7 protein-coding genes are annotated in these 15,929 nt (G+C 40.8%); all 7 read left to right on the forward strand.

Annotated elements, in window-relative coordinates:
• Window positions 1–592: 592 nt before the first annotated feature.
• Window positions 593–3,634, forward strand: coding sequence for a SusC/RagA family TonB-linked outer membrane protein (locus tag A3GI_RS0103120; protein ID WP_018360016.1), 3,042 nt, complete (start codon window positions 593–595; stop codon window positions 3,632–3,634).
• 23 nt (window positions 3,635–3,657) lie between these two features.
• Window positions 3,658–5,172 carry a RagB/SusD family nutrient uptake outer membrane protein gene (locus A3GI_RS0103125; protein WP_018360017.1) on the forward strand — a complete coding sequence of 505 codons (1,515 nt, stop codon included), beginning with the start codon at window positions 3,658–3,660 and terminating at the stop codon, window positions 5,170–5,172.
• A gap of 346 nt (window positions 5,173–5,518) precedes the next feature.
• Window positions 5,519–8,755 (forward strand): SusC/RagA family TonB-linked outer membrane protein, encoded by a 3,237-nt coding sequence (locus tag A3GI_RS0103135; RefSeq protein ID WP_018360019.1) that lies wholly within the window; start codon window positions 5,519–5,521, stop codon window positions 8,753–8,755.
• An 18-nt stretch (window positions 8,756–8,773) separates the two neighbouring features.
• Window positions 8,774–10,348 carry a RagB/SusD family nutrient uptake outer membrane protein gene (locus A3GI_RS0103140; RefSeq protein ID WP_018360020.1) on the forward strand — a complete coding sequence of 525 codons (1,575 nt, stop codon included), beginning with the start codon at window positions 8,774–8,776 and terminating at the stop codon, window positions 10,346–10,348.
• A 113-nt stretch (window positions 10,349–10,461) separates the two neighbouring features.
• On the forward strand, window positions 10,462–11,973 hold the full coding sequence (gene gltX, locus A3GI_RS0103145) for a glutamate--tRNA ligase (RefSeq protein ID WP_018360021.1): 1,512 nt from the start codon (window positions 10,462–10,464) through the stop codon (window positions 11,971–11,973).
• On the forward strand, window positions 11,970–13,229 hold the full coding sequence (locus tag A3GI_RS0103150) for a 3-deoxy-D-manno-octulosonic acid transferase (protein ID WP_018360022.1): 1,260 nt from the start codon (window positions 11,970–11,972) through the stop codon (window positions 13,227–13,229). Before gltX ends, A3GI_RS0103150 begins: the two co-directional genes overlap by 4 nt.
• 766 nt (window positions 13,230–13,995) lie before the next feature.
• Complete coding sequence (locus A3GI_RS0103160) at window positions 13,996–15,639, forward strand: BACON domain-containing protein (protein WP_018360023.1); 1,644 nt, start codon at window positions 13,996–13,998, stop codon at window positions 15,637–15,639.
• Window positions 15,640–15,929: the final 290 nt, after the last annotated feature.

The raw sequence follows: 15,929 nt of genomic DNA on the forward strand, positions 1-15,929 counted from the left end.
AACGCGATAGAGACCTTGGATTGATTCTAAATTCAGCGAATCTACAATGCTGTTGACCAGGCGCACAGGGTCATTGGCATCAATATCTTGACCAAGTTCTGCAGGAAATAGCAGGATGGGGTCGGATATGTAAGGACGAAAGTGTAACTTTGTATTCATTAAGTAATTGATATTTGCTAAGTTACTCAAACTTAGTGAACGAACGAAGCCCTAGCTTGTGAAAGTTGGGGCTTTGTCGTTGGATGAGGAATAAAAAAAGGAGGCTGCCCCAAAAATGAATTTTGACACAGCCCCTTTTGTAACAGGGTTTCTATGGGGGGAGAGATGTATTTATTTTTCTCTTTTGAGATTCTATAATTAAAATGTTTGTTCCCGATTTTTCTTGTTGTTGTGTTGTTTTTTTATCTTATTTATCGTTCTTTTTGTTTGTTTTTGATGGTTTTTTTATGATGAAAGTATTCCACGCTTGCTTTTTTTCTATCAAACAACTATATTAGCTCCCAATTGTTGTTTTGGCTTGATTTTATTATTTGTTGAAAAACGCATGTGAATATTAAGAATAACCTTTTAATATGATGTTAAACTAATTAAAATGAGTATGAAAAGATTTACGCTATTCTTCGTGTGCCTGTTTTTGTCGATAGGTGCAGTAATGGCTCAGCAAAAGATCGTTTCGGGGGTGGTTATCTCGGCAGAAGATAATCAGCCTGTTATCGGTGCTTCTGTCGTAGCCAAGGGGTTTGCCGGAGTCGGAGCGCAAACCGATATCGACGGAAAATTCAGCTTCAATGCTCCTTCTGCTGCCACCACCATTGTGGTGAGTTATATGGGTATGCAGTCTCGGGAAGTTGCAATTACATCGAACATGAGAATTGTTTTGCAGCCTGACTCAAAACTATTGGAAGAGGTGGTGGTTACCGGATATGGAAATGTACGAAAATCGTCATTTACCGGTTCTGCCACAACGATTTCTTCAAAAACCATGAAAGATATTCCGACGGCAAAATTGGAGGATAAACTCTCCGGTGCCATTGCCGGTTTGAATATCAGTCAGAATTCCGGTCAGCCGGGTGGTACCGCTACCCTTAGAATTCGAGGTATGGGTTCCATTAACGCAGGCAATGAGCCTCTTTTCGTTATCGATGGTATCCCAATGATGAATGACAATGCTGCGGAATTCTCATACTCCGGTTCGGGAAGTAACATGTTGTCTATGATCAACTCGAACGATATAGAAAATATTTCGGTAATCAAGGATGCTGCTGCAGCTTCTTTATATGGTTCTCGTGCCGCAAATGGTGTGATCGTAATTACAACCAAAAGAGGACAAACGGGAAAAACAAGATTCAGCTTTAAGGCAGACTGGGGTTTCTCCGATATGGCTATCAACTACCGGCCGGTACTGGACGGTGAGAAGCGCCGGGAATTGTTGAAACTCGGTCTTGAGAATTTTATCCTTTATAAACAGGGAGGAACACCTGAGGATGCAAAAGCTTTTGCAGAGTCTAAGATCGAAAATTATGCACCCATGCCTTGGACCGGCAGTTATACGGATTGGAGAGATATACTTTTTAGAAAAGGCTTTACCAATAATTATGAGTTGAATGTTACAGGAGGAAATGACAAGACGAAGTTCTTTACCTCTCTTTCTTATATGGGACAGCAAGGTATAACCAAAGCTTCCGACTTCGATCGTTTTACCGGAAATGTGAATATCACCCATAAGGACGGACGGTTCGGTTTGAATGCAAAAACGATGTTCGCCCTGACCGATCAGAATGTAAACGGGGAAGGTACGGGATTTAGCAGTCCTATCATGGCGATAGCCATGTCCGTTTCTCCTTCTTCTTATCCCTATAATAAGGATGGAAGTTATGCAAAATACTTCCCGGCAATTAACGGGCATAATCCTTTGCAGGTATTGGATATAAATGTCAATAATAACAGAATGACCCGTATTTTGCCTTCTGTGGAGTTTACTTACGATATACTTCCCGGGCTTCAATTTAAGGAAGCTGTAGGCTACGATTATTTGTCTACCCAGCAAAAAGTGTGGTGGGATCCTCGCTTCGGTGATGGTCAAGCCGCTCAGGGGGTTATGCAACGGATAAATTCGGAATGGATAAAAACCAACACTCAATCTCAGTTGATTTTTAATAAGGATTTCGATAAGCATAATGTTAATGCTCTGGTCGGATTCGAATCTGAGGATAGAAGTTATAAATATATTTATGCTAATGGTTCCAAGTATCCTACCTATACCAAAAATGAGATAGAAAATGCGGGAGATTCAAGAGCGAGCAGCGGTACTGAAGGATTCCGAATGCTATCTTATTTGGGTAAGGTGGATTATAACTTCGATTCTAAATACTTTTTAGGTGGCTCATTCAGACGTGATGGCTCTTCGAGATTATCCAAAGATTCACGGTGGGGTAATTTCTGGTCTGTATCCGGCTCCTGGAAAATAAGCTCGGAAGAGTTCATGCAAGAGATGAAATCTGTTTTGGATGATTTGAGATTGCGTGCTTCCTATGGTATTAATGGTACATTGCCCTCCGGTAATTATGATCACATGTCTTTATATAAATTCGGTTATAATTACTTGGGAAAAGCAGGTATGCGCGAGACCGATTTGGGTAATAAAAATCTAAAATGGGAAAAAAACAATGCTTTTAACATCGGTTTAGACTTTAGCTTATTTAGAAGAGTTTCGGTTACATTCGATTTTTACAATCGTTTGACAACAGACCTGTTGATGTATAAACCCATATCTCAGACTACGGGATTTTTGAGAGAATTGCAGAATCTTGGCGAAATGCGAAATACCGGTTTTGAGTTGGAGATAAGAAGTCAAAACATCAATAAAGAGAACTTCCGCTGGAGTACGACATTTACGTTTGCTCACAATAAGAACAAACTGTTGAAATACGACGGTGAGCAGACTCGTATCAAGGATGGTCGAATCGTTCACGAAGTAGGTAAACCTTATTATGGTTTCAATCTTATAGAGTATAAGGGTGTGGATGAGAAAACAGGTATGCCTTTGTATGTAAAGAATACCGAAAATGCTGATGGAACTCTTGACAAATCTTTAACCACCAACGCAGCTGAGGCCCAACCGATCACCTTGGATAAGTATCCCGATCCTAAACTGACAGGCGGTATTATCAATACGTTGAATATGGGACCGGTGGATATGGCCTTTACTTTTACCTATTCATTGGGCGGGTATGTTTACGATAACGTACGCTGGATACACTCCGACGGCGGCGGTTTTATGTATTTTGGAAATATTCCTGATTCATACGATGTGGATAAGATGTGGAAAAAACCGGGAGACAAAGCAGAGCTTCCTGTGTTTATGTTCGGTAATCAGGATGTGCACTCCGATAGGTGGCTGTTTTCTACCAATCATATGCGTTTGAAAAACTTAACATTGGGCTATACGGCTCCGAAATCTTTGACAAACAAATTGGGTATTGAAAGCTTAAGAGTTTATACTTCGGCAAACAACTTGTTGACCTTCAAATCCAAGGGACTGAAAGCTGACCCGGAAGTGCCCATAGGCGGTTTGGTGATGTTTGAAACTCCTCCTTTGAAGACAATTACTTTCGGCGTACAACTTGGTTTTTAACATAACTTATTAAATAGAATATTATGAAACTGAATTTGAAATATATATGCTTTGCGCTGGGGGTTTCACTCATTGCTACTTCGTGCAGTGGATGGCTGGATAGAGAACCTTCGAACGCAACTCCTACGGATGAAGCGTTGAACTCGGTAGACTTGCTTGATCCTATGATCACCGGTCTTTTTGACAACCTGCAAGGCTCATCAAACTCTACGTCTTATTATGCCGCTTCATTTATCGTTTTTGGAGATGTTAGAGGCGATGATGTTCAAGCCACACAACCGGCCATGAGAACCTCTCCTCTTTATGAGATGAGATATGGAAGAAGTAACTGCCCGAATATGTGGGCAAAGCCTTATTCCGTAATCAGATCGGCTAACAGATTGCTTCAGGCATGTGATAACCTTCATAAAAAGGTGACCTTGGATGCTGATAAGGCACTCTTGAGCAATGCACGCGCTCAAGCTTTGGCAGTGAGGGCTTTGGCTCACTTTGACTTAGCCAGAATATACGCGCTGCCTTATTCTCAGACCAATGGAGAAACCATGGGGGTTCCTTTGGTTACTGAAGTTATAGAGAGTAAATCTTTGCCGGAAAGAAGTAAATTGTCCGACGTTTATAAACAAGTTATTTCTGATTTTGAGAATGCCTTGAAAGAACCCGGTTTTCCTGAAACTTCTTATGGTATGATGAGCAAAATGGCTGTGAGAGGTTTGCTTTCGAGAGTTTATCTCTATATGGATGGACAGGAGCACAATACAAAAGCACTGCAACTTGCGGAAGAGGTGATTAACAGTGGTAAATATACCTTGGCCAAAACGGTTGAAGAGTATAAAACCATCTGGAGTAATCCTGCGTCAAAAGAGATGATATTTACGATTGTTAACCAGGATACGAAGGACTGGGCAGACCGTGAGGCTTTAAGCTATTTGTATTCTCCCGACGGCTATCTTGATGCCCATATTACCAAAAAGTTTTATGATGAGTTGAATAGCGATCCTGAAGATATAAGGTTAAATGCATTCATTCCATCCGAAGGAACGGATGCCGAGGATCCTATTTCTAAATTGGGAATAGATGTTAAGGCTAAGATTTGGATTAATAAATATCCGGGTAAGGCCGGAATGGATGACGTTAGAACCAATGATGTGCCTGTAATACGTTTGGCAGAAGTTTATCTGAATGCTGCCGAGGCTGCGGTGAAATTGGGGAATACGGCAAAAGCCGAGAAATATTTGAATACAATTGTGATGCGTGCCAACCCCAAAAATAAAGTTGATGTTGGAAATGTCAATTTGGATCGTATTCTTGCAGAACGCTCTAAAGAACTCGTTGGTGAAGGATTCCGTTTCTTCGATTTGATGAGAAATAACAAGGAGGTCGTTCGTTATAAATCTATAAAAGAACCCGGATGGCATTATCCTTTGTCAAAAGAATCTGCTCAATTTGACAATAAATATTTCAGGGTAATTTTAGCAATTCCTGAAGATGAAATTAATGCAAATGAAAAACTTAAAAAGCAGCAAAACCCCGGTTATTAAATCTGTTTTTATTGAATTTGCGTAAAAAAAGATAGTATTTATAAGTCTTTATATGATCTGCAAGAATTATGTCGCTATACATAATTCTTGCAGATTTTTTTTGATGTTTGGAAAAATATCTGTTCAGTCTTGATTTGTTTAGGCAAATATATGCTCATGTTTAACTTCTGCTTGGATATGTCGAAATATTTTATATCCATGTTTGTATGTTTCACTTCAAAAGTTTATCTTCGTCCTTGCTTAAAATTATATACCATGAATAATTAGATTTTATGCACTCAAACCTTTTCAATTGCTATGAAAAAATATGTATATCAATAAGATTGTTAAACTAAATTAAATCAGTATGAAAAGATTTACGCTATTCTTTGCGTGCCTGTTCTTATCGATAGGTACGGCTTTGGCTCAGCAGAAAGTCGTTTCGGGTATAGTTATTTCGGCAGAAGATAACCAACCCGTTATCGGTGCTTCTGTTATAGCTAAAGGATTTTCCGGTGTCGGAGCTCAAACCGACATTGACGGTAAATTCAGTTTTACGGCCCCGGCCGCGGCTAAAACCATCGTGGTTACCTATATTGGGCTGCAAACACAGGAAGTTGCAATCAGTGCCAACATGCGTATTGTGATGAAGCCGGAAGCCAAATTGCTTGATGAAGTGGTTGTTGTGGCCTATGGTACGGTTAAAAAGCAATCCATGGTGGGTGCACAGTCTTCCGTATCTTCTAAACAGTTGGAGAAACGGCCGATAACGAACGTGAGCAATGCTCTTGGCGGTGTAGCTCCGGGGGTTCAGGTACTGACATCTTCAGGTCAGCCCGGTGCTTCTGCCCAAATCCGTATTCGTGGTTTCGGTTCTATCAACGCTTCTTCCGCTCCGTTGTACGTTGTGGACGGGGCTATCTATAATGGTGATATTTCCGATATTGCTGCTCAGGATATTCAGAGTATGAGTATTTTGAAAGACGCAGCTTCTACTTCTCTTTATGGTTCCAGTGCCGGTAACGGTGTTATTTTGATAACGACAAAGAGCGGCTCACGTGCTGCAAGCGGTAAACCCAAATTTACATTTACCACCAATTTGGGGGCAACCCGCAAAGGGCAGAAAAACTATGAGAAGGTAGATGCCATGCAGTATTATCCTTTGAGATGGCAACAGTGGTTTAATGAGCAGAAATACGTTCAGGGAAAGGATGATGAACAGGCTGCTTATTGGGCGAACTATTATGTTCAGGAAGATTTGAAGTATAACCCCTATGCCGGTATTTCTTCTTTGTTGGGGTTCGACCCCAAAACGAAACAATGGATTAAAACGAACGACCCCAAATATCCGGGTGGTGCAATTCCCTTGATTGTGATGCCTGACGGTTCTTTGAATCCCGAAGTTAAGGGTCTTCTGTGGGGAGATGATATGGATTGGGAAAAAGAGCTTTTCCGTACCGGATTCAGACAGGAGTATGTGCTCAGTGGCGGTTTGAATACGGATAAGATGAAGAGCTATATGTCTCTCAGCTATTTGGGTGAAGACGGTTATAAAAAACATACTTCTCTGGAACGTTATTCATCTCGTGTGAATCTGTCTTATGACATCACCAAATGGTTGACTTTGGGAACCAATACTTCTATCAGCCGTACACATACGGAGCAACCGAAAGCTGATGGAGGAAAAACCTCAAATGCTTTTAATTTTATGCAGTACATTGCTCCTATTTATCCGATCCATCAACATAACGATGATGGCAGTTATGTGTTGGACGGACTGGGGCAAAAACAATACGACTATAACCCCTTGAGACCGTATAGCGGTCGTTTCAATCCTGTTTATGAGCAGTTTCTGGATAAAAAATATGGGGATCGTGATGCCATCACGAGTCGTACTTTTGCCGAATTTAACTTGTATGAGGGTTTGAAATTCCGCACCAATCTTGCTTATGACCTGCTTAGAAAAACAGACAAAGTGAGATTTAACAACATCATGGGAGATCAGCCTCAGGGTTTTTTGAGAATCTCAAATGATAGATATACTACGATCACTTTCAACCAGTTGTTGGAATACGATACTAAATTGGGCGATCATCATATCAATGCGATGTTGGGTCATGAGAGTTATGAATACAATAGAGCACATTCTTTTCTTTCTAAAGAGAATATGTTCTTGCTTGGAATCGACGAAATGCCCAATCTTTTGAAGATGACGGATATGTCTTCTTATACTGACAAACATACCAAAGAGGGATACTTTGGGCGTGTAAATTACGACTATAAAGATTTGTACAATCTGTCGCTTTCTTATCGCCGCGATGGAACATCCCGCTTCCTTAACAACCGTTGGGGTAACTTCTGGTCTACCGGTTTGGGTTGGATTGTTTCAAATGAGAACTTTATGAAAGATGCCAAGGATTGGGTGACCTTTTTGAAGATCAGGGGCTCTATCGGCCAGACCGGTAATGATCTCATTTCGACCTATTATGCATACCAAACGCTTTTTGGCTTAGGTAACAATAATTTCGATCGAATTGGTTTGCGTGTTGCTAATCTTGGAAATCCTGACCTGAAATGGGAGAAACAAACCGCTTATGACCTGGCGCTTGAGTTCAATCTGTTTAACCGTTTTAACGGAACGGTTGAATTTTTCAATAAAGAATCCGATGATTTGTTGTTTGCATACGATCTGCCTGCATCGACCGGTGTTGCTTCAATAGATAAAAATATCGGTAAGATACGTAATCAGGGTATTGAAATGGATTTTCACTATGATATCTTCAAAAATCGTGATTTTAAATGGGGTGTTTCCTTCAACGGAACAATCTTCAAGAATAAGATCGTACGTTTACCTGAAGAGAATAGAAAAGATGGTATAGAGCTGGCTTATCATAAATATGAAGAGGGTAGAAGTGTTAATGAATATTATCTTAATGAGTTTATCGGTGTGGATCCTGAAGACGGATTGGCTATTTATCGTATCGATGATGTGAAATACCCGCAGTTGGCAGATCCGAATAATCCTGATTTTATCGGTATGGCGAAAGAGGGTGAAAAGGCCACTTGGACAAAGGATGGTCGTTATGTGAAAAAACATTTTGCCGGTTCTTCGATTCCGAAAATGTATGGAGGCTTCGGAACGGAAGCCAGTTACAAGGGCTTTGACTTCTCTATGCAGTTTGCATATCAGTTGGGTGGAAAAACCTATGATACAGGTTATCAGGGCTTGATGGGCCGAAGGTTGAAAGCAGGTAGAGCTATGCATATAGATATGTTAAATGCCTGGAAGAAGCCGGGTGATATAACCAATGTTCCCCGTTTGGATGCAACTTCTACCAATTACGATAATCTGACTTCAGACCGTTTCCTGATTTCTTCTAATTCTTTGTTGTTGAAGACTGTCAGTCTCGGTTATACATTGCCGCAGAAATGGGTTCGGCCGTTGGAGCTTTCCGGTGCCAGATTCAGCATTGTGGCGGAAAACCTCTTTTTCCTGTCCAAGCGTAAAGGTTTGAACCCCATGGGTAAGTACTCCGGGATAGCTTCAGCCATTGATTATGGCTTTGCAAAAGTAATTACAGCGAATATTACATTGTCTTTCTAATTTGATAAATCAGATATTATGAAAAGAATATCATATATAATTGCAGCCGTTTTTTTACTGGCTTTTGCCTTCGGTTGTAAAAAAAGTTTTTTGGATACTGCTCCCACCGATTCGTTGTCTGATGAAACTTTGAAGCAATCGTTGAAAGGTATCGAAGGTGTTCTTGACGGGATACATAACATGTTTTACATGTATTATTTTGGTCAGAGATTCGGCGATGGATCGGGTTGTTTGAATGTTCAACTCGATATGTTGAGCAACAGTCATGTTAACTCTTTGACGGCTCTTTGGATGGGCGTTTACCGCTGGACGGATCATCGTAATCCTAATGGTAATATAAACTATGTTACGTGGGACTATTATTATACGCTTGTTCAGCATGCCAATACCGTTCTTAAAATGAGTGCTGAAGCCAAGACGATCGCCCCTGAAGATATGAACCGCCTGAGAGGTGAAGCTCTTATTGTTCGTGCGTTTTGCTTCAATAATCTGGTACAACTGTTTGGCAAGCGCTATGTTCCGGGTGGCGACAACTCTTCTTGGGGTATTGTTTTGCGCTTGGAACCGAATATCGATCCGATGCCCAGGTCTACGGTGGCAGAAACTTATGCTCAGATCAATAAGGATATTAAAGAAGGTTTGGAACTTTTTGCCAAAGCAAAGATATCGGGCAAGAAAAATCGTCTTACTATGGGCACAGCCTATGGAATTGCTGCCAGAATAGCTATGGCGCAGCAGGATTACCCTCTGGCAGAGAAATATGCCAATGAAGCGATGAAAGCGACTAAAGCCAAGTTGCAGAGTGGAGACGAACTTTTGAATGGCTTTAACAATTATGAGGCTTCGGAATGGATGTGGGGCTATCGGCAGGCTGCAGATCAAAATAGATATTATGCCGGTTTCGGGGCGCACTACTCCTATAACTTCAAAGGAGGATGGAATGAAAGCCTCAGATATGCCATAAACCGTTCTTATTATGATAAAATGAATAAAACCGATGTTCGTAGAAAATGGTTTGTAGCCTTGGATCAGGGGGATAAAATACCTGATGATGCAGACCCCGGATATTTCCTGGTAGATAAAAATACAGGAGAAAACAAGTGGGAAACGACCGGTCAATGTATCAAGTTTGCTGTGGCTAATGACAAATCATCTTTTATCGATCAAGTGCTGATGAGATTGGGTGAGATGTTTTATATCAAGGCCGAAGCTCAAGCAAGACAAAATAATATACAGGGTGCTGTTGCAACGCTTGAAGAAGTTATGAAGACCAGAGATCCTCAATATACTGTTTCTCAAGATATGAAGACTGCAGATAAATTGGCAGAAGAGATTTTGAGGAATAAGTTTATTGACTTGTATTTTGAGGGACAGGCTTTCTATGACATCAAACGTTTGGGTATTGTTCCTAATCGTTTGGCCTCTACGAATGACAAGTACATGAACGAAAAGCAAAAAGCGATGTTCAAACAACGTAACAGCGGCAAGAATGTCGAAGGCTTGCCTAAGGATGCCAATGATAAAGTCTGGGAGTTTGTTATCCCTTACAAGGAGTTGGTAGGAAATAAGTTGTGCCAGCAAAACCCATTGTAGGTTCTTTCCTCTTTTTATAATCGACTGCCTCCACACAATCGTGGGGGCAGTTTTTTGTTTCTATATCTCTGTGTTTGTTTAACTTTGTGGTCATTAATAAAATATAAGAAAGTATGAGTCCGGTAAGAGTGCGTTTTGCGCCCAGCCCTACAGGACCTCTTCATATCGGAGGTGTGCGTACGGCTTTATATAACTATCTGTTTGCCAAAAGACTTGGCGGTACCATGATTTTACGTATAGAAGACACCGACAGCAACCGTTTTGTGCCCGGAGCCGAAGCTTATATCATAGAGGCTCTTCAATGGCTGGGTATCGGGATCGATGAGGGTGTCGGCCATGGAGGAGATCACGGCCCTTATCGTCAGAGCGAAAGGCGGGATATTTATCGTCCCTATGTACAGCAATTGCTGGATGCGGGCAAGGCTTATATTGCATTCGATTCGGCCGGGGAGCTGGATGCCAAACGTAAGGAAAACGGAACATTTCAATACGACGCCTCTACGCGTATGACCATGCGTAATGCGCTTACAATGTCTGCCGGAGAAGTGAAAAAACTTATCGATTCCGGTGAGCGCTATGTGGTGCGTTTCAAGGTGGAGCCGGGGGAAGATATCGTTGTAAACGACCTTATCCGGGGCGAGGTGGTTATCAATTCTTCCATACTTGACGATAAAGTTCTTTATAAAAGTGCAGACGATCTTCCTACCTATCATCTGGCTAATATTGTCGATGATCATTTGATGCAGGTGTCGCATGTAATCAGAGGTGAAGAGTGGTTGCCCAGTGCACCGCTGCACGTTCTTCTTTATCGTGCTTTGGGGTGGGCGGATACGATGCCTCAGTTTGCACACCTCTCTTTGCTGCTGAAGCCCGAAGGCAATGGCAAGCTGAGTAAACGGGACGGAGACCGGCTGGGGTTTCCTGTATTCCCTTTGGAGTGGCATGATCCCGAAACCGGTGCTATCAGCAGCGGTTATCGTGAGAGCGGTTATTTACCCGAGGCTGTGGTTAATTTTCTTGCTTTACTGGGTTGGAATCCGGGTGATAATGATGAGGTGATGGGCATGGCGGAGTTGATAGAGAAATTCCGTTTAGAAAAATGCAGTCGCAGCGGGGCGAAGTTCGATTATGAGAAAGGACTTTGGTTTAACCACCATTATCTGCAGGAGATGGATAATACGGAGATTGCAAAATTATTCAAACCGGTTCTGCAAACACATGATGTTACTGCCACAGATGAATATGTTGCCAGGGTGATTGCTTTGGTCAAGGAGCGTGTCAATCTGATCCCCCAACTTTGGGAAGAAAGTTCGTTTTTCTTTGAAGCACCTGATGTGTATGATGAGGCTACCGTGAAAAAACGTTGGAAAGAAGACAGTGCAGAACAGATGACAAAGTTGGCTGCCCTGCTCGGTGAGCAATCTTCCTGGGATGCCGAATCTTTGGAGGAGCATGTCAAAAGTTGGATTGAAGCCGAGAATTATGGTATGGGGAAGATTATGAATGCTTTCCGGCTAGCTCTGGTCGGCGAGTCGAAAGGGCCTCATATGTTTGATATTGCAGCTTTGCTGGGGCGGGAGGAAACGCTTCGTCGTTTACAACGTGCCGTAGAGATACTTGGATGAAGTTTTTGTATAGAATAGCCGGGCAGCTTTCCGGAGCTGCCATAAAGCCGGCTTCTCCGTTTAACCGTAAAGCCCGGAAGATGATTGCCGGACGAAAGGAGACTTGGGCGAGAATAGAGCAAAGCTTTGCCCGTAATACAGCTCCTGTCGTTTGGATTCATGCCGCTTCCTTAGGAGAGTTCGAACAGGGACGCCCTCTCATTGAGAGAATCAAACAGGATTTTCCGGATTATAAAATCCTGCTTACCTTCTTCAGCCCGTCAGGTTATGAAGTCCGGAAAGATTATGAGGGAGCCGATTGTGTGGTCTATATGCCTTCTGATACGGAGAGGAATGCTCGTCGTTTTGTTCGTGTCGTGAATCCTTCGGCAGTGTTGTTTATTAAGTATGAGATTTGGCCGAATTTTTTGCTGGCATTAAGGAGGCAGTCCGTTCCTGTTTTTTTGGTTTCTGCGATTTTCAGCAAAAAACAATTGTTCTTTAAGCCTTACGGTTTTTGGTATCGAAAACTTTTAACTCTTTTCGATTATCTGTTTGTACAGGATGAGGCTTCACGGGATTTGTTAAACGAATATGGCATTACTCGCGTTCGTGTGACGGGCGACACTCGTTTTGACCGTGTCTTAGCCATTCGAAACCAGCGGAAAAGGATAGATACCATAGAGCATTTCATTCAAAAAAGATCTTCCGAAGAGGTTATATTGGTAGCCGGCAGTTCCTGGCCGATAGACGAGGAGTTTATAATCCCGTATTTCAATAGCCATCCGAAGCAAAAGCTGATTATCGCTCCTCATGAAATTCATGAAGCTCATTTGTGTGCTATTGAACAGACTCTGGAACGAAAAAGCATACGCTTTTCGCAGATTGCCGGTTTGAGTGTGTTAGAAGGGGTTGATTGCATCATTATAGATTGCTTCGGTCTGTTGTCCTCTATATACAGATATGCAGATATCGTATATATTGGCGGTGGTTTCGGCCGGGGTATTCATAATACGGCAGAGGCGGCGGTTTATGGTGTTCCTGTCCTTTTTGGGCCGAACCATAAGAAGTTTAAGGAAGCTGTTGATCTATTGGCATCGAACGCTGCAAGGGCATTAAAAGTGCCTGAAGATTATGCTGCTGTAATGGATGTTTTTATGGAAAATGAGGGCTTGAGAAAAGAAATGGGACGGCAGGCAAGTGAATACATCGAAAACCGGGGAAATGCCACATCTCGAATTATGAGAACTTTAGGAGGTTATCTGAAACGTCATTAGTTTTACCGGTTATTTTTATTTGTTTTACGCATTTATAACAGAGGCAAATTTGTCTCTGTTTTTTCGTTTTAATCATGCTTTTTCTCTCAATATATTGATATACTTTTCTTTCTATGGATCTTATTTTTATTGGAAAGATGAAATTTATTAAATGGCCTGTTCTTTTATTCTTTATTTGATTATTCTTTGTTGTTTTGTGTTTCTATATAAAAATGTGTTTTGCTTGTCATTATTTTGTTAAGTGTCTCGTTTTTAATTTGTATTTATTTATAATTGTTTGTCTTATAGGGTTTTGTGTGATTTTTTCTGTTTCGGTTTCAATCTTGTTTTTTGATTATATCTCTATTCTTGAATTAATTGTTGTTGTTTATTTCAAATATATGTTATACTTTTAGACAATAGAAATCCAAAAAGAAACACAAAATAATTTTCAGAAGCTTTAATTGGTTTACATTTTGAATAAATTGAGGTGCACGTCTTAAGGGTTCAGCCACCCGGATAGAAAAAGCCTTTTTTATTTGTCTTATATTTAATAATAGCCGGCTGATTGAATGAGTTTTTTATTTTTTGAGGGTGTGTTTATATCTTTCCCTCGCGATTGTGCCTTTTCTATATGATAATATAGATCCCCTGAAGAGAATAAGAATAGATGATTCGAACGAAATGAATGCTATTCTGATTTGAAAGTTCATTATTTGTTTATTTATGTTTCTCCTACCCCAAGGAATAATACCAGAGAGAAACATTCACTTTAAAATAATATCTTATGAAATCGAAATTGTACATTTTACTGGGGTTGATTGCCATGCTGTTTGTGGCTCCCTCATGTGACAAAGGCAATGACTATGAAGAGGCAGAATTGAAAGTCTCTGAAACCTCATTGACTTTTGCAAAGAAAGGTGAAGAAAAAGTAGTAACCATTGAGACCAATAAGGAAAAATGGAATGCTATGGCAGGTGTTGAGTGGTTAACTTTGGTCAGAGAAGGAAAATCACTGAAGATTAAGGCTGCTCCTAATGCTCAACCCGTTGAGCGTAAGGGTGAGGTTTTGGTAATGTCCGGTGATGCTTCTGTTACGATTGCAGTAACACAAACCGCTACTGATATTATCTTCGATATAGATCAGACCGAAATTTCTTTGCCGCAAGAAGGGGGTGGTGAAATGGTTGCCGTAACAACCAACTCCGAAAATTGGAGTGTAGAACTTGAGAAGCCTACTGATAATTGGGTTAAATTCTCTTTGAATAAAAAAGCCGGAACCATCAATATCAAGGTTGATGCCAATGACGGTGCTCTGCGTGTGGCTAAACTGATTGCCAAGAATGGTGCAGTACTCAAAGAAATTATTGTTAAACAACAAGGTGTTGCATCTGTTAAGTATATTCTTCCTTTGTTCAAAAATCCTGTTGGAAAATATGAGTTGATAAGTTTTGAACAGAAGAGGGGTTCATTCTTAACCGGTCATTCCAATGCTTTGCCCGGTTGGGGTATTTATGAAGAGTCATATTACTTCTGTACACCTTCTACGGTATTCCCCGATCTTGAATATGCAATCAATGTGGTTTCTAAAAAAACGGTCTATATACGTATGACCGGTAATGATATAGAGGCTGTTAAATCTCCTGACTATAAAGCTATGCTTAAGGAAAACGGTTTCACCATAACAGATGAAAACGAAGCCGGATTTATGGGTGAAAACGAAGAGCTCGGGTTTGATGTAAAAGTTGAGTATGATGTAAAAGGTTTTTCTGTGGTGACATTTAAGTCTGTGCTTAAACAGCCTAAAGATTATCCTACTTTCAAAGAATTCCCTTATGGACCTTATGAATGGTTAAATAATCCTAAGTGGAAGTATGCCCAAATTAAAGCTGAGGAATTGAAAAATGGCTTTGAGGTTGTTTCCGAATCTAAAGCTCAGGATTTCCCTAAAGAAATATATTTCTTGCTTTTAGAGGAGAAGAAAAAAGAAACGGATATTACTTTCAGAGGTTATTTCTTCGATTGGAACAAGAGCACTCCGGAAGCTAAAAGAGGTTTGAATATGGAGCGTATCGATATTTTTGAGAATCTGAATCTCGGTGCCTGGGAAGAAGGTGGAAAATACTACCTCACAAAAGAGTTTAAAGCTCTGCTCAAGAAAGAAGGCTTCGTATACTTGAAATCAGGTACGGGTATTGAATTCTATCTCCACAAAGAGAAGAATCTGGTGGCCGCCGTTCGTGGCGTTAGCTTCAGTGATATCTTGGATGGAGCGCCGGTGTTCTCGATCAACTTCTTCCTGCATGAAAAGGATGGAAGTGCAGCTGCTTTGTTAGCTCCTACAAAGAAAGCTTCAGAGGCTCGTAATAAGTTTGTTAAAGAATTGAATGATCGTATTTCGGAGACAGACCGATATCTGAAAAGAAAGTAATTTGTTTCTTTTATATATTAAGAAACCAATTGCCTTATTTCAGCTAAATCTATAATTTATGTGAAGTCACACTCTTTCTTTTCTTACTTATAATGTTTGGGAAGAGTGTGACTTCTTTACCATTTGATCTTACGTTAAACCTTGAATTATATGGGATTTTCCGCCCATTCTTTTTAATAAGTTTTAATGTGTATGTTTTGTGGGATGTTTATTGTGATAAAATCATTTTCAGGTTTTAACACTCTAATGCTTTCCTGGATTGCAGTATTTGGGCAGATGCGAAAATCTCG

The organism is Porphyromonas macacae DSM 20710 = JCM 13914, from assembly GCF_000379945.1.
In the GTDB taxonomy this organism is placed as follows: Bacteria; Bacteroidota; Bacteroidia; order Bacteroidales; family Porphyromonadaceae; genus Porphyromonas; species Porphyromonas macacae.

Bases quoted from the DNA above. Each gene is read 5' to 3' on its own strand.
- A3GI_RS0103160 (WP_018360023.1), top strand. From the start codon at position 13,996: ATGAAATCGAAATTGTACATTTTACTGGGGTTGATTGCCATGCTGTTT.
- gltX (WP_018360021.1), top strand. From the start codon at position 10,462: ATGAGTCCGGTAAGAGTGCGTTTTGCGCCCAGCCCTACAGGACCTCTT.
- A3GI_RS0103140 (WP_018360020.1), top strand. From the start codon at position 8,774: ATGAAAAGAATATCATATATAATTGCAGCCGTTTTTTTACTGGCTTTT.
- A3GI_RS0103125 (WP_018360017.1), top strand. From the start codon at position 3,658: ATGAAACTGAATTTGAAATATATATGCTTTGCGCTGGGGGTTTCACTC.
- A3GI_RS0103135 (WP_018360019.1), top strand. From the start codon at position 5,519: ATGAAAAGATTTACGCTATTCTTTGCGTGCCTGTTCTTATCGATAGGT.
- A3GI_RS0103120 (WP_018360016.1), top strand. From the start codon at position 593: ATGAGTATGAAAAGATTTACGCTATTCTTCGTGTGCCTGTTTTTGTCG.
- A3GI_RS0103150 (WP_018360022.1), top strand. From the start codon at position 11,970: ATGAAGTTTTTGTATAGAATAGCCGGGCAGCTTTCCGGAGCTGCCATA.